The following is a 19,053-nucleotide window of genomic DNA, read 5'->3' as shown; positions in this document are numbered from 1 at the left end:
GCGCACGCCGCCCCCGGTTGCATTTCCCTCCCCACTGCCCCAAGCTCTGCGCTTCCCGTCGCCACGGTCCCATCAATGCCCAGACGCAACCGCTACCTGATTGCCCTGCTGCTGTTGACCCTGGTATCGGCCCTGTTCGGCTACCTGTGGCACGACGACCAGCCGGCCGCGCCGACCTTGCCAGCACACAGCTACGCCAAGGCCCTGCGCCAGGCTCACGAGGGCCAGCCTGGTGCCGCGCGGGTGCTTTACCAGCAATTGCAACGCAGCGACTTGCCGGCCATCCGCCGGGCAGCCCTGTACGCCGAATTGCCCAATTACCCATCGCCCCAGGCATTGAAACTGGCACAACAGGACCTGGCGCATGCCGAGCCGCTGGTGCGCCGAGCGGCGATTGCCGGCATACGCCGCCTGCTGCCGCCGGCGCAGCGCAGCCTGGTGCTCGGCCCGCTGCTGAACGACGACGAGCAAAGCGTGCGCTTTGCTGCCGTAGACGCCCTGCTGGGCCTTGACCCCGACGCCATCGGCCTGTATTTCGGCCCGCTCCAGGCGGCCCTTGAGCAATACCAGCAAGCCCTGGAGCAACAACCCGAGGATGCCGACGCCCAAGTTCACCTCGCACGCCTGTACCTGCATGAAAACGACTACAACCAAGCCGCCACGGCCCTGCAGCGGGCGCTGGCGGTAGCCCCAGGCAACCTCGACGCCCTTGCTACCCAGGTGCGCCTGCTGGAGCGCCAGGGCCATCACGACACCTCGCGCCAGGTGCTGGGCAAGGCGTTGGCCCTGAGCCCGGATTCGGCCTTTCTGCAGTATGAGCTGGGGCTCTGGCTGAACCGTCATGACCAGCGCGAGTACGCCTTGCTGGCCTTGTCCCGCGCCGTCGAGCTGGACCCGGACAATAGCGACTACCGCTATACCCTGGCAGTCACCCTGCATGAGCTGGACCAACTTGACGCGGCACAGAAGCAGCTGGAAATCGTGCTCAACCGGCAGCCGGCCAATCGCCGAGCGCGGGTGTTGCTCATCCAGTACTGGAAAGAGACCGGCCAGCTACAGAATGTACAGGTGCTGCTGGCCGAGCTCGAACGACAGAACCCGGACGATCCGGTACTGCAGCAGGGCTTGTAGTGAAGCCCTGAATTTGTGTTGAACCTTGGGCTCGCACCCAAGGTCCAGTGGGTATCAGGGCACCCCACAGGAGAGTCGTTTTGGCCAGTACATTGGCGATGGATGAACGTGCCTTGATCCTGGCACCCCCGCCCCTGGACGCGGACACTTCACGCCTGCTTGCCTCCGCCGGGATAGATAGCCTGTGCGCAGGCGACCTGGCCAACCTGCAGGCACGCCTGGCCGAAGGCGCAGGCGTGGCGATCATCGACGAGCAGGTGTTCAGCCAGGGCCCAAGCGCGTTGCTGCAGGCGTTCATCGACCAGCAGCCTTGCTGGTCGGACTTGCCCATTGTGCTGGTCACCCAGGGCGCGTGGTCGGCCAAAAGCATGGATAATCATCCGGTGGGCAATCTTGCCCTGCTGGTCTCGCCCTTCGAAAACACTCAGTTGCTGCACATGGCCCAGTCCGCGCTGCGCAACAGGCGCAAGCAGTACCTGGCCCGCGACCAGTTGCAGGACCTGCAGCGGCGCCTGGACGCCCGACCCAAGCAGCCCGGTGACGAGCAAGAGCCCAGCGAGTTCGCCCGCTACCAGGCCCGCAAGATGGAAGCCATCGGCCAGCTTGCCGGCGGGGTCGCGCATGATTTCAACAACCTGCTGACCAGCATTGGCGGCAGCTTCGAACTGATCGACCGGCGCCTGCGCCAGGGCCGCAACGATGGGGTGGAAGGCGTACTGCGCATGGGCCGCGAGGCGGTGTCACGGGCGGCAAAGCTGACCCACCGCCTGCTTGCGTTCGCTTCCCGGCAGTCGCTGCACAGCCAGCGCATAGACCTGCGCAGCCTGCTGCAGATCAAGCAGCTGAAGGCTAGCCTGAGCCCCACAGTCAGTTTGCACGTGCATATCGCCAAAGGCTTGTGGCCAGTGGAAGCTGATGACCAGCAACTGCAGGCAGCCGTCGACAATCTGCTGGTCAATGCCTGCGAGGCGATGCCCAGCGGTGGAATGCTGTGGATCGAGGCAAGCAACCATCACATCGAACATGGTCAGGGCGCCACGCCGGGCGGTGGCGATTATGTGCGCCTGCGAATCGTTGATGACGGCCAGGGCATGGCACAGAGCACGCTGGAACATGCCTTCGAGCCGTTTTTCAGCACCAAGGCGATCGGCCAGGGCATCGGCATGGGCCTGTCGATGGTATACGGCTTCAGCAAGCAATCCCGTGGGCATGTCACCCTGCACAGCCAGATCGGCCAAGGCACCCGGGTAGACCTGTACCTGCCGCGCCATCACGGCCGGACCACCCAACCGAGCAACCCTGAGCCGCCTGTGCAGGGGGGCCGTGGTCGCCATGTGCTGGTGGTCGAGGACGACTCGCATGTACGTCAGCTGCTGTGCCAGGCGCTCCGCGAAGACGGCTTCCCCTGCCACAGCGCCGCTGACGCCAGCGAGGGGTTGGCAGTGCTGCGCTCGACAGAGCCGGTGGACTTGCTGATCAGCGACGTTGGCTTGCCCGGCATGAACGGCCGGCAGTTGGCCGAAATTGCACGGAGCCTGCGCCCGCGTCTGCCGGTACTGTTCATCACCGGCTACGCGGAAACGGCCATTGCCCGAGAGAGCTTCCTGGGTACGGACATGTACTTGATCAGCAAACCGTTCGAGCTGAAACAACTGCAGGCCCAAGTGCTGCGGATTCTTGCTACGAAGTGAAACTACCTTACCCGTCAAGCATGCGCAGCGCCTCATCCGCCAGGGCGGCCAACGGGAACGGCTTGTTCATCAACGCTATGCCCGGTTGCTCCAGGAACTCCGCTTCGACCGGCTGGTTCGCGTAGCCGGTGATAAACAGAATTTTCTGCAGCGGCAGTTGCATGCGCATGGCCTTGGCGACTTGCCGCCCACTGAAGCCCCCTGGCAACCCGATGTCGGTAATCACCAGGTCAAAAGGCCCATCATGGCGGAAGCGTTCCAGCGCAGCATTGGCGTCGCCGACATCCGTGACATCAAAGCCCCGATCAGCCAGGTACTCACGCATGACGGCACGCAGGTTGAGCTCGTCATCCACCAGCAGAAGGCGCTCCCCACAGGCCATGCGCTGCGGGCGCGGCACTGGCTTGGGCGGTTCAGGGAGCGGGTCGTGGCACCTTGGGAAGAGCATTGAAACCGTTGTGCCACGCTCCCCGACCGACTCGATCCAGGCATAGCCGCCCGACTGGCCGACAAATCCATAGACCATGGACAGCCCAAGCCCGGCCCCACGCCCGATGGGCTTGGTGGTGAAGAACGGCTCGAAGGCCCTGGCGATGTCTGCCGCCGCCATGCCATGGCCGTCGTCCTCGACATGCAGAGCGACATAGTCGCCTGGCGGCAGGCCATCTTCATCCGGAAAACAGCTTGTCAGTCGTTGGTTGACGGTGCGAATGGTGACAGTACCCCGCTCCAGGCACGCCTCACGGGCGTTTGCGCACAAGTTGACCAGAGCATTCTCGAGTTGGGTTAGATCAAGACTCACCACCCACGGTGCAACATCCAGTTGCCAGCGCAGGCGCATCTCGGCGCCCAGTGCCCGCATCAGCAGCGGCTCACTCAAGCGTAATTGCAGGTTGAAATCCAGTGGCTTGGGGGCCGTGGGCTGATGGCGGGAAAAGGTCAGCAGTCGATGGGTAAGCGCCATGGCGCGCTGCACCGAATCGCGTGCCACCTCGACATAGTCCTCCACCCGCTCCAGGCGCCCTTGTTGCAGGCGCCGTTGCAGCAGTTCAAGGCTGCCGCCAATCCCGGACAGCAGGTTGTTGAACTCATGGCCCATGCCCCCCGCCAACTGGCCAACCACCTCCATATGCTGGTTCTTGCGCATCAGTGCTTCGGATTGGCGCGCGGCCTCGGCCCTGTCTTCGGTAATATCCCGGCCCACCGCGGTCAGCATGCTGCCATCGAACCGCGCGGTCCAGCGAAACCAGTGGTAGTGGCCATCGCGGTGGCGCAGACGGGTCTCGATCTGGCCGGTGCTCCCGTATTCAAGCAAGCCGGAGACGGCCACCTGAACTTCAGCGCGATCCGCCGGGTGAATCAGTTCCAGTACCGGCCGCGCCAGCACCTGCTCTTCGGCCCAGCCCAGAATACGCTGCCAGGTGTGGCTGACAGCTTGCAACGTCAAGTCAGGAGTAACGGTCATCACTGCATCGCGCGACAGCTGCCAGATCTGCTCGCGCTCGGCCTCGTGACGCGCTAGCTGTCGTTCGAACACCAAGGCCTGCTCCCGCCAGTGGCTGTGCGCCTCGACGCTGGCCGTCGTCTCGATCACGGTGTGCAGAAAGCCCGCCACGCCGCCCAGTTCGTCATGCAGCGGCGCATAACCGAACGCGCACCATAGCGGTTCGGCGCCTTCGCCCTTGACGATACGCAGGGGTGGGTCCTCGACAAAGCTCGAGCGCCCCTCAAGCGCCTTGAATACCCAAGGCCCCACTTCGGGCCAGATATCCCACCACAAGGCATCGAATGCACTGCCCAGGGTATTCGGAGCAGCGGCCCGCAACGCCCGGTAGGCATCATTGTGGACGACGCTGAGTGCTGATCCCCAAACCACGGCACACGGGAACGGTGACAAATGCATCATGTCCACCGCAATACGCAGCGAAGCCGGCCAGCGTGACAACGGCCCGAGTGCTGTTCGCCCCCAATCGAAGTGCGCAACCGTTTCGCCCATCGGCTCGACCGTTGCCAAAACAGGCGCAGGCTCGCGCGGCATACCATTTGCGACCACTATCGTGACTCCAGCAATGCTCAGGTTGACCGAGGCGCCGCCCTGCTCGTTCGGCTCGCCTCGTGGGCTCGGTTGAAGTTAGCACAGCGCGCACTACCCCCGATGGCGTACTTGCAGGTGGCAGCTATGCTGATTAAGTTTTCCCTCGGGCCAAGGAGCACCGGCCCATCCAGGTTGCCGACAGGAGCGTGGGACATGAGCAAGAAAATGCTGGTGGTGCTGACCAATACAGCCAAGTACCCGACCCTCAAGCGAGCGACGGGGTTGTGGCTGGGTGAAGCTGTGCACTTTGTCGAGATGGTCGAAAAGGCCGGCTACGCGGTGGACTATGTCAGCCCAATGGGCGGCTATGTCCCGATCGATCCGCACAGCCTGCAGATGGCCCCCGACCTGGATTGGCAATGGTATGACGACAAGCGTTTCATGACCCGCCTGGGCGCCACCCTGAGCCCAGGTCAGGTCAAGGCAGATGAGTACAGCGTCATTTATTACACCGGTGGCCATGGGGTGATGTACGACTTTGCCGATGACCAGGCGCTGCAGGCGCTTGCGCGCCACATCTATGAGAACGAAGGCATCGTGGCGGCGGTCTGCCACGGCGTTGTCGGCCTGCTGAACGTCAAGCTCAGCGACAACAGCCTGCTGCTGAAGGGTCGTCAGGTTACCGGTTTTTCAAACACCGAGGAACAGTTGGCTGAGCTGGACAAGGTAGTGCCCTTTCTGACTGAAAACGAACTGGGGGCCCGCGGCGGCAACTACAGCAAGCATGATGAACCGTGGAAGCCGTTTGTCGTCACTGATGAGCGGCTGATCACTGGGCAAAACCCCGCCTCGACTGGATTGCTCGCCGAGAAGGTGCTGGCGAAAATTGCGGGCCATCAAAGCTGAGGCTGACAGTGGCTTTCCGTATTTCCTCTGGTTCGGATCGCTCATGGACTACAGCCATCGCGTCGTCAGGGACATAGGCTCAGGGTCAATCTGTTCACCACGAACAGCAATGCACCTGGGAGCATCATACCTATGCCTTTCACCCTGAATACCAGGTACAACTTGCTGAAAAGGCTGATGGTAATAGCCATTGGCGCCGTGCCGATAGTTTCCGGCCTGCTGGTGATGAACTATCACCTGGGCAAGAAACTTGCCGAAACTTCGCAAATTTCCGTTCAAGAGGCAGTTTTCAGCGTCGACCAGTTGCTGGACCGTATGGTTGCCACCTTTGATCGTGCCAACGACCTGGCGGGAAAGCCCTGTGCGCAAGTGTCAGGGAAATTGCATGACATCATCGCGATCAGCCCGCATTTGCGCTCACTGGCGTTAACCGTCAATGGCGAGGCGTACTGCGCTACCGAAAAAGACCCCATGGCCTATATTTCCGCGTTCATAAAGTCCGGGCGAGGCACGGAACTCGCATTCGATGTCCCTTCTTCGCCAAACGCCGCCATTCTCAGAGTTCAAACACCTGGGAGGAACTCCGGGGTAGTTGGCACTTTGTATGGCATTGAACTGCGCAAGGAACTGAAAAGCTTTCAGACCGGCCTGACGCTGATACTGGAATTCGGGGACCACTACATATGGACAGATGGCGACAGCCGCGACCCGGAACGCCCTTCACAGGACGAATTCAGCGAGTGGGCAGAGTCAAAAAAATATGGCTATACCGTCCGGGGCGGCTACAGCAAGGGGTATACCGCCAATGAGTTCCGCATGACCATCGCGCAAGTGCTACCTTCGCTGGCATTGGTCGGCGTAGCGACCTCACTGGTCTTGTACCTGGGCTTGATGAGAGCGCGCAAGGCCCATAGCGGCACCGCCGTCAGAGATGCATGACGGCGATGCAGGCGAGCATCAGTCGGTGCTCAGTACACCACGGCGTACCTGGTCGCGTTCGATGGATTCGAAAAGGGCCTTGAAGTTGCCTTCACCGAACCCATCGTCGCCCTTGCGCTGGATGAACTCGAAAAACACCGGGCCAAGCAGGGTTTCCGAGAATATCTGCAACAGCAGGCGCTTGTCGCCCGGTTGCGAGGCCCCATCAAGCAGGATGCCCCGGGCTTGCAGTTGGTCGACCGGCTCGCCATGACCCGGCAGGCGCTCTTCGAGCATTTCGTAGTAGGTTTGTGGCGGCGCAGTCATGAAGCGCATGCCGAAGCCTTTCAGGGCATCCCAGGTCTTGAGCAGGTCGTCGGTGAGGAAGGCCACGTGCTGAATGCCTTCGCCGTTGAACTGCATCAGGAACTCTTCGATCTGCCCGGCACCCTTGGAAGACTCTTCATTGAGCGGGATGCGGATCATGCCATCCGGCGCGGTCATGGCCTTGGAGGTCAGGCCGGTGTACTCGCCCTTGATGTCGAAGTAACGAATTTCACGGAAGTTGAACAGTTTTTCGTAGAAGCCGGCCCAGTAAGCCATGCGCCCGCGGTAGACGTTGTGGGTGAGGTGGTCGATGATCTTCAGGCCGGCACCTACCGGGTTGCGGTCTACGCCTTCGATGAAATTGAAATCGATGTCGTAGATCGAGCTGCCTTCCTCGAAGCGGTCGATCAGGTACAGCGGGGCACCGCCAATGCCTTTGATCGCCGGCAACCGCAGCTCCATCGGCCCGGTTTCGATTTCGACCGGCTGAGCACCTAGTTCCAGGGCGCGGGCATAGGCCTCATTGGCATTGCGCACGCGGAACGCCATACCGCACACCGACGGGCCGTGTTCAGCGGCAAAGTAGGAAGCGACGCTTTTGGGTTCGTTGTTCAGGATCAGGTTGATGCCGCCCTGACGATACAGGTGCACATCCTTGGAACGGTGGGTAGCCACCTTGGTGAAACCCAGGATCTGGAATACAGGCTCAAGCACGCCTGGGGTCGGCGAAGCCAGTTCGATGAACTCGAAGCCCAGCAGGCCCATTGGATTTTCGAAGATATCAGCCATGTTCGTGTCCTCATCTGCAGCGAAATATTATTGAGTGCGTAGGATGTCGAACAGAAATGGCGGTGAGCAGGGTATGCCCCGCACGCTACGGGCGAGGAAGCCACCTATGATCAGCTTGAACCCATGGTATGTCATATGGACCCATTCTCGGCGGGTTTGATCCTTCGATGATGAAGGACCTTATTGTTGTATTCGTAAACCGATTCTACAGTGCGTAAAATGGTTTGTCGCGTTTTAGTTGCTCGGCCGTTCCGACAAACGGCTATCCTCTCGTTAGCTTTCATACAAGTCAGGTCAGCATGCCCCTTACCGCCAAACACCGCGCCGCGCTCAGCTGGCGCACCCTGCTGCCCTGGGTCGTCGGCGCACTCCCTGTGGTGTGTGGCCTGGGCGTGATGAACTGGCAGCTAGAACAGGAAATGCAGGCCAGTAGCCAGGCCACGACGCGCCAGGTTGTCGCGCAGGTCGAGCACATCCTCGATAACCTGGCCAGCGCTGCCAATTCCCTGCTACCGCTCGCCGGCAGCCCGTGCGAGCAAGCCAAGCTGACGCTGCGTGCCCAGGTTACGCGCAATGCCTTCGTGCGCTCCACCAACCTGTTCAGCCACAACACCCTTTATTGCACTTCGCTGTTCGGTGACTTCGACGAGCCGGTCAACCCAGCCGACTACGTCGACGGCACGCTATGGCTGATGGACGGCAACTCGGTCACTCCGGGTCATGCGCTGCTGGTCTACCGGGCCAGCGACGGTGACCGCGGCGCCATCAGTACCGTGGATGGCGACCATCTGCTGACAGCGCTGCGCCTGATCGGCCCCGATGAAGAGCTGCGCATCCGGGTGGGCGACAGGTGGATGGGCAAGGACGGTATCGTGCACAAGGGCGTACCGCCAGCCGCCGCCAGCGCGCATGTGCTGCTGGGCTCGACCCGCTACCCGTTCAGCGTGCAGGGCGGCTATGCCGCCGCGCAGCAGGGCCGGCTGTGGCGCAGCCACTATCCGGCACTGCTGGGCCTGCTGCTGGTGCTGGGCGCTGCAGCCGCCCTGGCCTGCCGCTGGCAGATCCGCCGCGCCAGCTCGCCCCGCGCCGAACTGCGCAGGGCGCTGGAGGCCGATGAATTTCTGCCATACTTCCAACCAGTGGTGCGCCAGGGTGATTATCGCTGGGCCGGCGCCGAAGTGCTGATGCGCTGGAACCATCCGCAAGAAGGCCTGGTACGGCCCGACCTGTTCATCCCCTACGCCGAACACAGCGGGCAGATCGTCGACATGACCCGCGCGCTGATGATGCACACCGCGCAGAGTCTGGCGCCGTATGCCGGGTTGCTGGAAGACGGCTTTCACATCGGCATCAACATCACCGCCGACCATTGCCGCGACCTGAGCCTGCTGGACGACTGCCGCACCTTCCTGCAGCACTTCCCACACGGTCGGGTGGTGCTGACCCTGGAGCTGACCGAGCGCAAGCTGATCGAGCCCACGCCCGTGACCCTGGAACTGTTCGAAAAACTCCATGCGATGGGCGTGATGATTGCCCTGGACGATTTCGGCACCGGCCAGTCCAGCCTCAACTACCTCCGCCAGTTCAAGGTCGACTACCTGAAGATCGACCAGAGTTTCGTCGCGCTGATCGGGGCCGATGCGCTGTCGGTGCATATCCTGGAAAGCGTTATCGAGCTGTCGGCCAAGCTGGGCCTGGGCATCGTCGCCGAAGGCGTGGAAACCGCAGCCCAGCGTGACTACCTGGCCCGCCACGATGTGGACTTCCAGCAGGGCTACCTGTTTGCCAAGCCCATGCCTGCGGCACAGTTTCTTGAAGCGCTGGCCGCCCGCCCAGGCGCGACACAGTTGCCGCAACGCACGCCCCCTGAGATCATGCGCGGCTGATTCACCCGCTCAACTCCCGTATTCGAGGCATTCGTGTCAAAAGGCATCGTTTCATCGGTCATGGCGTCCTGTCTGTTCGCTGTGATGTATTTCTATACCTCCCTGCTCAAGCCACTCGATGGCGAAGAGATCTTCGGCTGGCGCACCTTGCTGACCCTGCCCTGCCTCACCTTGTTCATGCTTGTCTCGAAGGACTGGAAACGTGTGGGTGAGCTGTTTTCGCGCATAAAACGTACACCGGCACTGTTGCTGGGCATGGTCGGTACTTCGTGGCTGATGGGCGTGCAGTTGTGGCTGTTCCTGTGGGCGCCCCTGCACGGGCGCAGCCTGGAAGTGTCGATGGGCTATTTTCTGCTGCCGCTGACCATGGTGCTGACCGGGCGGCTGGTGTATGGCGAGCGCCTGTCACACTTGCAGAAGGTAGCCGTGGCCTGCGCCGCGCTGGGCGTAGGCCACGAGCTGTACCAGCATGGCAGTTTTGCCTGGGAAACCCTGGTGGTGATGATCGGCTACCCGATCTACTTCGTGCTGCGCCGGCGCTGCCGCACCGACCACCTCGGAGGCCTGTGGTGCGACATGTGCCTGCTGCTGCCGTGGGCGCTGTACTTCGTCATCCAGGGCCCGCTTTCCGGTGCCGACCTGCAGGCACACCCAGGGCTGTACGCGTTGATCCCGATCCTCGGGGCGATCAGCGCCTCGGCCCTGATCGCCTATGTACTGGCCAGCCGCTTGCTGCCGTTCAGCCTGTTCGGCCTGCTCAGCTACGTCGAGCCCGTGCTGCTGGTGGGCGTGGCGTTGCTGCTGGGCGAGAGCATCGGCCCGGATCAGTGGCTGACTTACCTGCCGATCTGGGCCGCAGTGCTGGTGCTGGTGCTGGAAGGCTTCAAGCACCTGCTGCGTCAGCGTCGCCGTTCGGTGTGAGCCGCACCTGGCGCACGCGGCGCTCCTCGACTGCCTCCACGGTCAGCGTCCAGCCATTCCAGGCCAGGCGGTCACCGACCATCGGCAGGCGGTCGAGCAGGCTCATCACCAGGCCGGCAAGGGTCTGGTAGTCCTCGGTGGCGCGGGCGCTGAAGCCGGTACGTGCTTGCACCTGGCTCAGGTTCACGGCACCACTGACCACAAAGGCTGGACCCTCCTGGACGATGCCCGGGCCTTCCACCTCGCTGGCATCCGGCAGCTCACCGGCAATCGATTCCAGGATGTCGGTCATGGTCAGCAGGCCGGTGAAGTCACCAAACTCGTTGACCACGAAGGCAATGTGGGTCGACTGGCCGCGCATCTGCTCCAGGGCGTTGAGGATGCTGAAGCTTTCCAGCAGGTTCAACGGCACCCGGGCCATGCCTTCAAGGTCTGGCTGGTTGCCCGATAGCAGTTCCTTGAGCAGTTCCTTCTTGTGCACAAAGCCCAGCGGCTCGTCGACACGGCCATCGCGAATCAACGGCAAGCGCGAGTACGGCGAGTTGGCGAGTGCCTGGGTAATGGCATCAGCCGGCTGCGCCAGGTCGATCACATCGACCTCGGTGCGGGCGGTCATGACCGTGCGAATCGGCCGCTCGGCCAGGTTCAGCACGCCACTGATCATTACTCGCTCGCGGCGGTCGAACACCACCTGCTCCTCGCCGCCCTCGACCAGGTCAGCAATTTCCTCGCCCACCTCGTCAGCTTCGACCCGGCGCCCACCCAGCAGGCGCAGCACGGCATGCGCCGTGCGTTCACGCAGTGGCCGGTGTTGCTGCACACTGCGTTTGCGACGGGCACGGGCCAACTGGTTGAACAGCTCGATCAGGATCGAGAAGCCGATGGCCGCGTACAGGTAGCCTTTCGGAATATGGAAGCCCAGGCCCTCGGCAGTGAGGCTGAAGCCGATCATCATCAGGAAGCCCAGGCACAGCATGATTACCGTGGGGTGGGCGTTGACGAAACGGGTCAGCGGCTTGCTGGCCACGATCATGATACCGATCGAGAAAATCACCGCGATCATCATGATCGACAGGTGCTCGACCATACCTACCGCAGTGATCACGGCATCCAGCGAGAACACCGCATCGAGCACCACGATCTGCGCGACAATCGGCCAGAACGCCGAGTGACGAACCGGGCCGCTGGCCTGTGCCACATGGCCTTCCAGGCGCTCGTGCAGCTCCATGGTGGCCTTGAACAGCAGGAACACACCACCGAACAGCATGATCAGGTCACGGCCGGAGAAGCTCTTGTCGAACACCTCGAACAGCGGCGCAGTCAGCGTGACCATCCAGGAGATACTGGCCAACAGGCCCAGGCGCATGATCAGCGCCAGGCTCAGGCCAATGACCCGCGCGCGGTCGCGCTGATGTGGCGGCAGCTTGTCGGCAAGGATGGCGATGAACACCAGGTTGTCGATACCCAGCACCAGCTCGAGGACGATAAGCGTCAACAGGCCCAGCCAGGCCGTGGGGTCGGCTAGCCATTCCATTAGCGGGTACTCACGACGGTAACGTCACAGGGACGGGGAACGGATGGCCAGGACGGCCGAAAACTGGGGGGCTCCGCGAAGGTGCTCATATAGGCCTTGATAACAGATTGGGAGAAAGATGCTACAAGCCCAGCAGGTTTATCTGATAGCGCAAAACTATTACAAAACCTGTAACAGCCCTGCTTGAACCCGGGCCACTTGTGCAAATCCGGGACGGGAGACTTTTCTTCAATACGCGAGGCCCGGGATGGCCGAGGATGGACGCCTCCCTTGACCATACGGATTGCCCTCATGAGCCTGTCCCTTTCCATGGCCGCTTTCGCATTGGCGGCCTCGATCTCCCCTGGCCCGGTCAACATCGTCGCGCTTGGCAGCGGCGCCCGCCACGGCCTGCGCGCCAGCCTGGCGCATGTGGCCGGTGCCACGCTGGGCTTTTGCCTGTTGCTGGTACTGGTCGGGCTGGGCGTGCATCAAATGTTGACGCGCTGGCCATTGCTGGGCCTGCTGTTGCACTGGGGCGGCGTTGCCTTCCTGCTGTACATGGCGTGGAAGCTGGCCAGCGATGGCGGCCGCCTGGGCAGCACTCAGACTGATCAGGCCCCCACGGCCTGGCACGGTGCGGCCATGCAATGGCTAAACCCCAAAGCCTGGCTGGCGGCGGTGGCAGGGGTTGGCGCCTATACCGGGGGTGAACAGCACTTGCTGTGGCTGTTTGCCTGGATCTATGGGCCGATCTGCTTCATCTCGGTAGCCAGTTGGGCTTGGGCCGGTAGTGTGATACGCCAGTACCTGAGCGACCCACGGCACATGCGCCTGCTTAATCGGGGCTTGGCAGCGTTATTGCTGGGCAGTGCGGTTTACCTGGTGATCTGAGGGCCTGTACCGGCCCTGTCGCCGGGCAAGCCAGTGCCCACAGGGTCGCATCAGGGCTGACAGGTGCTTGCCGCAAGAAATGCAACGCAGCGAAGGCCACACTCAGCTGTTTGCATTGCGGTAATGGCCCGGCGTTGCCGCCAGGTGCTGTTTGAATGCCCGTTGCAGGTGCGCCTGGTCGGCAAACCCGGCCTCCTGCGCCACCTCGGCGATCGCCCTGCCCTGGCGCAGCTGTGCGCGGGCCAGTTGCACGCGCTGGTCGAGCAGGTAGCCGTGCGGCGTCAATCCAAAACGTTGGCGAAACGCACGAATCAGGTAGGACCGCGACAGGCCGCAGGCCGAGCAGATGTCTTCCAGGCTCAGTGGGTCGCTGCGATGAGCGCGTATGAAAGCTGCGGCAGCGTCCAGTCGCGGGTTGCCCTCGTCAATCACGCTGGCCTCACCACCAAGCAACCCGGGCAATGCGCTGAACAGGATGGCCAGGCGTGCTTCGCGATCCGCCACACTGGCATCGAACAGGTCTGCAAAGGCCTGCAACAGCCGCCGGTACAACACGGGCGAACGGCTCCAGGTCTGTGCCGGCAAGGCAAAATCCAGCGCCTGCAACCAAGGCCAGTCGACAAACAGCATCAGGTAGGACCATGTCTCGCCGGCAATGGGGTTGCAGGTATGCACCACGCCCGGGTTCATGAGGACTGTGGTACCCGCCTCCACCTCAATGCGCTGATCGCCATTCAGATAGGTACTGCGCCCACCGGTGATCACCCCAATGGAAAAGCTTTCGTGGGAATGTGCCGCATAGCACACCTGGCGCCCATCCCCTACCCGACGGGCTTCGACGAAAGGCAACGCAGGGTCGCGCCAGAACCGTGATACCTCGATCATCCCTCGCCCTTCTCGTCGCGGCCATGTGCCTGGATACTACACAGTTATCGGGGGAACAAGTCCAGCGTCCGCTCCACCTCGCCGATGTCGATCCTGAAGCCATCGCCCTCCGGTATGCCGACCACAAACCCGAAATGCTGGTGGTCACGGTCCGTCAGGTATTTGTAATAGCTGACAAAGCGGTTCGGCGGCTGCAAGGTCAGCAGGCTACCACCGGCTTGCAGCACATTGACCCCATGCACCAACTGGCTACCCTCGACGCCGACGACCACGTTAGCCCCGGCGCACGCTGCAACGATACTGGGCACATCGGACTTCAACGGGTTGACCACGCGAAAGCCCCGGGTGATGCGCAGGTGTTCGGCAAGCTCCAGTTCGTTGCGCAGCAGGCGCAGGTCGCCGTCGCCGCCACGCAGCAGAAACACCCCAGGGTGCGGGGCATGCGGCACATGCGAAAGCAGTTTGTCGCCCATGGCCTGGTAGCGGGCATGCCGACTGCGGTTGTTGCTCTGGTCATCGAACAGCACCAGTTCACGGAAGAACGCACTGCGCAAGCGCAGCGGTTTCATGCCCAGCCAGTCTTCGTAGGCCGGTGCCTGGGTAAACAGCGGAAACTTTGCCGAAGGCGCAATGGTCACCGGCAAGCCCTCGTTACAGGCCAGTGCATAGGTTGGGCAGTCTTCCATCAGCCAGGTGCCGAACCACGAATTGCCGTTTTGCGTGCAGTAGACGGCCGCACGGTCGATCTCGTTGTCGACGATGATGGTCGGAAAGGTACTCGGTTTCTGCGACAGCCAGTGGCTGGCCTTGCCCTTGTACAACGCCCCGTCGACCAGCCATGCATTCTTGATCAGGTAGCCTCGGGTGGGGCCTTGCGAGGTACTGATGCCGCCCTCCATGGTGCGCGCCGGGTGCTCGTAGGGGTAGAACCGCTTGCCCTCCCAACCCGTCACCCGTTCCAGCTGGCCGGGCAGGTAGAGGGCCGGCGGCGAAACCGTGACCTCACCTGGGGCGATGTCCCAGCGTTTGTCGGCGATGCTTTTCAGGTCCAGGGCCCGGTGCTTGCCCAGTCGTTTACGCGCCATGTAGCGGTAGGCGGCCAGGGTCCAGGTATGCTGCCTGGCTGCGGGAGATGCACTGAACTGCGAGATATCGCCTCCCATGAAGCGTCCTCCCTAGATGACGAGCCTGGCGCGGAGCGCCGATCAATGGTTCACAGGCAACGACTCAGCTGCACGCAACCCGTTCCAGGGTGGGCGGCGACTGCAGGTTGGCATAGCGGCTGCGCAAGCTCTCCACGAACGGCTCGCCCTCGGCGTTGCCGCCATAGAGGTAGATCTTGTGCAGCCCGCCGAACACCATTTCATGATAACGGCTGGCCACTTCCTCACTGCTTGGCCCGTCGGGCAGCCCCAGGTGCAGGGTCAGCTTGTCGCCTTCAACCGCGAACATCGGCGTGTCCCAGAGGAACTTCGCCGTACCGGTCCTGGGCAGGCGGACGAACAGGTAGGCATGGTTGCCCAGCGAGTCGATGTCACCCCCACGGCGGCGCTTCCATTTCAACAAGCCGTCATCAGGGCGCGCCAGGCACAGGCCGATATCGTAATAATCGAAGCCCTGCTCGAGGGCCCACTCGAGGGCCATGAAGGTGGTGATCGAGTTCACCTCGCGCAACTTCTTGGCATCGGCAAATACCGCTTCGCAATAACCGAAACGCAAAGTGCTCCAGTAACGCTTGCCGCCGCGCACCACTTCACAGCCCAGGTGGCAGCCGATTACTTCATCGCCCAAGGTAATCAAGTCGAGCCGGCCGACACTCTTGGCAATGCGAAATACCTCATCGGTGGGAAATTGCGCGGCATGGATGCCCTGCCGCGCGCTGGCATAGGGGCGAAGCAGGTCGCGGTCAGCCATGGCGATCTCGTCGTCGGACAACGCCTGACGCATCTGGTACAGCGGGCGGTTCTTGCGGATGCTACGCCTCAGTTCGCTGTCGTAGCGAGCGGTAATGTCCTCCAGCGCGCGGCCCAGTGGCACGACAGCGCTGAGGTAGTGCGGCACCGACAAGGCGCCGGATGTCGGCATTTCGCTGACCAGCACCACATGGCTGGCGGCCGCTGTCGCACGCGCACTGTCAACGATCGCCGCGCTGCCCTGGCTTTTGCCGGCAATCAGCAGCTTGGCCATTTCCCGTTGCTGCTTGCGGCCGATGTAGAGGATTTCGTAAGGGCTCTCCTGCTGCAGCCGAAACCTGGCAACCTCCCAGCGCCAGAAACAGGCACGCGCCATCACTTCACGCACCTTGCTGGCCAGGTGTCTGATTTCGTAACGCTGGGAGGGCGATATGTATTTTCGCGCCACTGCCGTCAAGGTCGCTTTCATGTCTGCTTCGACGTCCTTTGAAGTGCCCTATGGTGTATCGGGAAAAAACAATAAATCAGCAATAAAAAACGTAACATCCTGATATCTAAGTAATTACAAGTAACTTCTGCCATCACATCCAGTAACAATTTAAGATACCCAAAAACACTTTGGCAAGTGGCACTTTGATTGCGCTGAATAAAGTTTAATGGCGTCAATTTTTCTGCATTAACTGCCTCAACTCCCAGTCATTAGCTATAAGCGGGCCGACCTCGCGGCACCCGATTAACACTTCGCTATTTCAAAAAACTTTTTGATGCCTTCTTTGCATAAACGAGCAGGACATGCCTGCTAACAGCCCGCATCAACGCTGCTCAAGCCGCAGTTGCCGTGCTGGGCGGAACCCGCACTGAAGCAAACCCAGATGACACCGTGTCGCGGGCACACGTGACAAGTTTGAGCCAGACTGGTGTTTTTCCCGCAGCCGGTGCATGCTCGAAGCTGAAGCGTTTCACCTGGCTTTGAACCCGCCCAGCAATGTGAGGTGCAGTACCCATGGACCGTCTGCTCGATTCACTCTTCCCCAGCGCCGAGAACATCCCGGAACCCTGGCGCCTGGAAGCCCCTCTGGAACAACGTGACTACCTGGTGAACGGTGAGCTCAGGCGCTGGGACGGCCCGCTGGCCACGGTGCGCAGCCCGGTCTGGCTCAAGGACGGCAGCGAGGAACGTCAGGTGATCCTGGGCAGCGCCCCGCTGCTGGATGCCGATACCGCACTCACTGCCCTCGACGCCGCCGTGCAGGCCTATGACAAGGGCCGTGGTGCCTGGCCGAACATGCGCGTGGCCGAGCGTATCCAGCACGTCGAAACCTTCCTGGCGCGCATGCGTGAGCAGCGTCAGGCCGTGGTCAAGTTGCTGATGTGGGAAATCGGCAAGAACCTCAAGGACTCGGAAAAGGAATTCGACCGCACCTGCGACTACATCGTCGACACCATCAACGCCCTCAAGGACCTCGACCGCCGCTCCAGCCGCTTCGAGCTCGAACAAGGCACCCTGGGCCAGATCCGCCGCGCGCCACTGGGCGTGGCGCTGTGCATGGGCCCCTACAACTACCCGCTCAACGAAACCTTCACTACGCTGATCCCGGCGCTGATCATGGGCAACACCGTGGTGTTCAAGCCGGCCAAGTTCGGCGTGCTGCTGATCCGCCCGTTGCTCGAAGCCTTCCGCGACAGCTTCCCGCCGGGGGTGATCAACGTCATCTACGGCCGTGGCCGGGAAACGGTAAGCGCGCTGATGGCCAGCGGCAAGGTCGATGTTTTCGCCTTCATCGGCACGCACAAAGCCGCCAGCGACCTGAAAAAACTGCACCCGCGCCCGCACCGCCTGCGCGCAGCGCTGGGCCTGGACGCCAAGAACCCGGGCATCGTGCTGCCTCAGGTGGACCTCGACAACGCCGTCGAGGAAGCCGTCACCGGTGCGTTGTCGTTCAATGGCCAGCGCTGCACCGCACTGAAGATCCTGTTCGTCCACGAAGACGTGGTCCAACCCTTCCTCGACAAATTCCAGCGCAAACTGGCCGCGCTCAAGCCGGGCATGCCCTGGGAACCCGGCGTGGCGCTGACGCCGCTGCCCGAACCGGGCAAGGTCGATTATCTCGATGGCCTGGTCGCCGATGCCACGGCAAAGGGTGCGCACGTACTCAACACAGGGGGCGGCCAAAGCCGGGGTTCGTTCTTCTACCCAGCGCTGCTGTACCCGGTGAACAGCGACATGCGCGTCTACCACGAAGAACAGTTCGGCCCGCTGGTGCCGGTGGTGCCATACCGCGACCTGCAGACGGTGATCGACTACGTGCTGGATTCCGATTACGGCCAACAACTGAGCCTGTTCGGCAACGACCCGGCGACTATCGGCAGCCTGGTCGACATCTTTGCCAACCAGGTCGGGCGCATCAATATCAATGCCCAATGCCAGCGCGGCCCCGACACCTATCCGTTCAATGGCCGCAAGAACAGCGCCGAAGGGACCTTGTCGGTGCATGACGCCCTGCGCGTGTTTTCCATCCGTACCTTGGTGGCGACCCGATTCCAGGAAGCCAACAAGGAGCTGATCAGCGAGATCATCCGCAACCGCCAGTCGAGCTTCCTGACCACCGACTACATCTTCTGACAGACGCGCTTATAGAGAATCGGTCTAGCACCCTTGTCGATTTTCCTTCTGCGCAGACGACTCTAAGCAACAGGGCGCCCTCCGGCGCCCACTGCAAAGGAGCGTCGAACATGGCAGCCAAACCCATCCCCGAAGGCCAGCACAGCATCACCCCCTACTTGGCCATCAACGATGCCGCCAAGGCCATCGACTTCTACAAGCAGGCTTTCGGGGCAGTCGAAATGTTCCGCCTGGACGCCCCGGGCGGCCGGGTAGGCCATGCCGAGCTGAGGATCGGCGATTCTTCGCTGATGCTCGGCGACCCCTGCGACATGGAGGGCGGCCTTACCGCCAGCCAGAAGCTCAACGGTGCAGGCGTAGGCATTCATTTGTATGTCGAGGACTGCGACAAGGTCTACGCCCAGGCCCTGGCAGCCGGCGGTACCCAGTTGCACCCTTTGACCGACCAGTTCTATGGCGACCGCAGCGGCACCCTGAAAGACCCGTTCGGCAATATCTGGTTCGTTTCCACCCGCAAAGAGGACCTGAGCCCCGACGAAATACGCGCCCGCGCGGCGAAGATGTTTGGCGGCAACTGAGCGGCAAGTTGAAAGCGGCGCCACTTTGCTTGAAGCTTGGGGC

At 62.0% G+C, this 19,053-nt stretch carries 15 protein-coding genes; 9 read left to right on the top strand and 6 right to left on the bottom strand.

The window, feature by feature from the left end; all coding sequences use genetic code 11:
- Positions 1 to 75: 75 nt before the first annotated feature.
- Positions 76 to 1,131, top strand: coding sequence for a tetratricopeptide repeat protein (locus AC5O5R_RS13025; protein ID WP_172228037.1), 1,056 nt, complete (start codon positions 76 to 78; stop codon positions 1,129 to 1,131).
- An 80-nt stretch (positions 1,132 to 1,211) separates the two neighbouring features.
- Entirely contained in the window at positions 1,212 to 2,822 is a 1,611-nt protein-coding gene (locus AC5O5R_RS13020; RefSeq protein ID WP_172228035.1) for a response regulator, read from the top strand.
- A 7-nt stretch (positions 2,823 to 2,829) separates the two neighbouring features.
- Here AC5O5R_RS13020 and AC5O5R_RS13015 read toward each other — a convergent pair whose 3' ends face one another.
- Positions 2,830 to 4,860, bottom strand: a complete 2,031-nt coding sequence (locus tag AC5O5R_RS13015) for a hybrid sensor histidine kinase/response regulator (protein ID WP_172228043.1) — start codon at positions 4,858 to 4,860, stop codon at positions 2,830 to 2,832.
- Between the two features lie 210 nt (positions 4,861 to 5,070).
- On the opposite strand from AC5O5R_RS13015, the gene AC5O5R_RS13010 reads away from it, so the two are divergent.
- Together AC5O5R_RS13010 and AC5O5R_RS13005 are read left to right on the top strand one after the other, a co-directional pair.
- A complete protein-coding gene (locus tag AC5O5R_RS13010) occupies positions 5,071 to 5,763 on the top strand; it encodes a type 1 glutamine amidotransferase domain-containing protein (protein WP_172228033.1) in 693 nt (230 codons plus the stop codon).
- A 132-nt stretch (positions 5,764 to 5,895) separates the two neighbouring features.
- Positions 5,896 to 6,702 (top strand): CSS-motif domain-containing protein, encoded by an 807-nt coding sequence (locus tag AC5O5R_RS13005; RefSeq protein WP_218584543.1) that lies wholly within the window; start codon positions 5,896 to 5,898, stop codon positions 6,700 to 6,702.
- 18 nt (positions 6,703 to 6,720) lie between these two features.
- Here AC5O5R_RS13005 and hppD read toward each other — a convergent pair whose 3' ends face one another.
- Positions 6,721 to 7,797 (bottom strand): 4-hydroxyphenylpyruvate dioxygenase, encoded by a 1,077-nt coding sequence (gene hppD, locus AC5O5R_RS13000; protein WP_494515447.1) that lies wholly within the window; start codon positions 7,795 to 7,797, stop codon positions 6,721 to 6,723.
- Between the two features lie 299 nt (positions 7,798 to 8,096).
- Between hppD and AC5O5R_RS12995 the strand changes: the two genes are divergently transcribed.
- Positions 8,097 to 9,683, top strand: a complete 1,587-nt coding sequence (locus tag AC5O5R_RS12995) for an EAL domain-containing protein (RefSeq protein ID WP_494515446.1) — start codon at positions 8,097 to 8,099, stop codon at positions 9,681 to 9,683.
- A gap of 33 nt (positions 9,684 to 9,716) precedes the next feature.
- The gene (rarD, locus tag AC5O5R_RS12990; protein ID WP_172228534.1) at positions 9,717 to 10,604 is read left to right on the top strand and encodes an EamA family transporter RarD; all 888 of its coding nucleotides are present in this window, start codon (positions 9,717 to 9,719) and stop codon (positions 10,602 to 10,604) included.
- Here the strand turns inward: rarD and AC5O5R_RS12985 are convergent.
- Positions 10,567 to 12,138, bottom strand: coding sequence for a TerC family protein (locus AC5O5R_RS12985; RefSeq protein ID WP_172228532.1), 1,572 nt, complete (start codon positions 12,136 to 12,138; stop codon positions 10,567 to 10,569). The genes rarD and AC5O5R_RS12985 overlap by 38 nt on opposite strands.
- Before the next feature lie 291 nt (positions 12,139 to 12,429).
- Here AC5O5R_RS12985 and AC5O5R_RS12980 point away from each other — a divergent pair, with 291 nt between their 5' ends.
- Positions 12,430 to 13,011 carry a LysE family translocator gene (locus tag AC5O5R_RS12980; protein WP_172228530.1) on the top strand — a complete coding sequence of 194 codons (582 nt, stop codon included), beginning with the start codon at positions 12,430 to 12,432 and terminating at the stop codon, positions 13,009 to 13,011.
- Between the two features lie 102 nt (positions 13,012 to 13,113).
- On the opposite strand, the gene AC5O5R_RS12975 is transcribed toward AC5O5R_RS12980, so the two are convergent.
- From AC5O5R_RS12975 to AC5O5R_RS12965, 3 genes are all read right to left on the bottom strand, one after another.
- Entirely contained in the window at positions 13,114 to 13,896 is a 783-nt protein-coding gene (locus AC5O5R_RS12975; protein ID WP_172228528.1) for a helix-turn-helix transcriptional regulator, read from the bottom strand.
- 44 nt (positions 13,897 to 13,940) lie between these two features.
- Positions 13,941 to 15,059: a glycosyltransferase 61 family protein gene (locus tag AC5O5R_RS12970; RefSeq protein WP_172228526.1), complete on the bottom strand. Its 1,119-nt coding sequence runs from the start codon at positions 15,057 to 15,059 to the stop codon at positions 13,941 to 13,943.
- A gap of 64 nt (positions 15,060 to 15,123) precedes the next feature.
- On the bottom strand, positions 15,124 to 16,278 hold the full coding sequence (locus AC5O5R_RS12965) for a GNAT family N-acetyltransferase (RefSeq protein WP_172228524.1): 1,155 nt from the start codon (positions 16,276 to 16,278) through the stop codon (positions 15,124 to 15,126).
- Between the two features lie 534 nt (positions 16,279 to 16,812).
- On the opposite strand from AC5O5R_RS12965, the gene AC5O5R_RS12960 reads away from it, so the two are divergent.
- Positions 16,813 to 18,432, top strand: coding sequence for an NADP-dependent glyceraldehyde-3-phosphate dehydrogenase (locus tag AC5O5R_RS12960; RefSeq protein ID WP_172228522.1), 1,620 nt, complete (start codon positions 16,813 to 16,815; stop codon positions 18,430 to 18,432).
- 110 nt (positions 18,433 to 18,542) lie between these two features.
- Positions 18,543 to 19,010 (top strand): VOC family protein, encoded by a 468-nt coding sequence (locus AC5O5R_RS12955; RefSeq protein WP_172287656.1) that lies wholly within the window; start codon positions 18,543 to 18,545, stop codon positions 19,008 to 19,010.
- Positions 19,011 to 19,053 lie beyond the last annotated feature (43 nt).

It is taken from the genome of Pseudomonas sp. 8_5_2 (assembly GCF_059295255.1).
This window is presented reverse-complemented; position numbering and strand designations above follow the sequence as displayed.

What these genes read in the sequence shown, in the direction of transcription:
- AC5O5R_RS12995 (WP_494515446.1), top strand. Translation starts at nt 8,097, where the DNA reads ATGCCCCTTACCGCCAAACACCGCGCCGCGCTCAGCTGGCGCACCCTG.
- AC5O5R_RS12975 (WP_172228528.1), bottom strand. Translation starts at nt 13,896, where the DNA reads ATGATCGAGGTATCACGGTTCTGGCGCGACCCTGCGTTGCCTTTCGTC.
- AC5O5R_RS12965 (WP_172228524.1), bottom strand. Translation starts at nt 16,278, where the DNA reads ATGAAAGCGACCTTGACGGCAGTGGCGCGAAAATACATATCGCCCTCC.
- AC5O5R_RS12960 (WP_172228522.1), top strand. Translation starts at nt 16,813, where the DNA reads ATGGACCGTCTGCTCGATTCACTCTTCCCCAGCGCCGAGAACATCCCG.
- AC5O5R_RS13005 (WP_218584543.1), top strand. Translation starts at nt 5,896, where the DNA reads ATGCCTTTCACCCTGAATACCAGGTACAACTTGCTGAAAAGGCTGATG.
- AC5O5R_RS12955 (WP_172287656.1), top strand. Translation starts at nt 18,543, where the DNA reads ATGGCAGCCAAACCCATCCCCGAAGGCCAGCACAGCATCACCCCCTAC.
- AC5O5R_RS12985 (WP_172228532.1), bottom strand. Translation starts at nt 12,138, where the DNA reads ATGGAATGGCTAGCCGACCCCACGGCCTGGCTGGGCCTGTTGACGCTT.
- AC5O5R_RS13015 (WP_172228043.1), bottom strand. Translation starts at nt 4,860, where the DNA reads ATGCCGCGCGAGCCTGCGCCTGTTTTGGCAACGGTCGAGCCGATGGGC.
- AC5O5R_RS12970 (WP_172228526.1), bottom strand. Translation starts at nt 15,059, where the DNA reads ATGGGAGGCGATATCTCGCAGTTCAGTGCATCTCCCGCAGCCAGGCAG.
- AC5O5R_RS13025 (WP_172228037.1), top strand. Translation starts at nt 76, where the DNA reads ATGCCCAGACGCAACCGCTACCTGATTGCCCTGCTGCTGTTGACCCTG.
- AC5O5R_RS13010 (WP_172228033.1), top strand. Translation starts at nt 5,071, where the DNA reads ATGAGCAAGAAAATGCTGGTGGTGCTGACCAATACAGCCAAGTACCCG.
- hppD (WP_494515447.1), bottom strand. Translation starts at nt 7,797, where the DNA reads ATGGCTGATATCTTCGAAAATCCAATGGGCCTGCTGGGCTTCGAGTTC.
- AC5O5R_RS12980 (WP_172228530.1), top strand. Translation starts at nt 12,430, where the DNA reads ATGAGCCTGTCCCTTTCCATGGCCGCTTTCGCATTGGCGGCCTCGATC.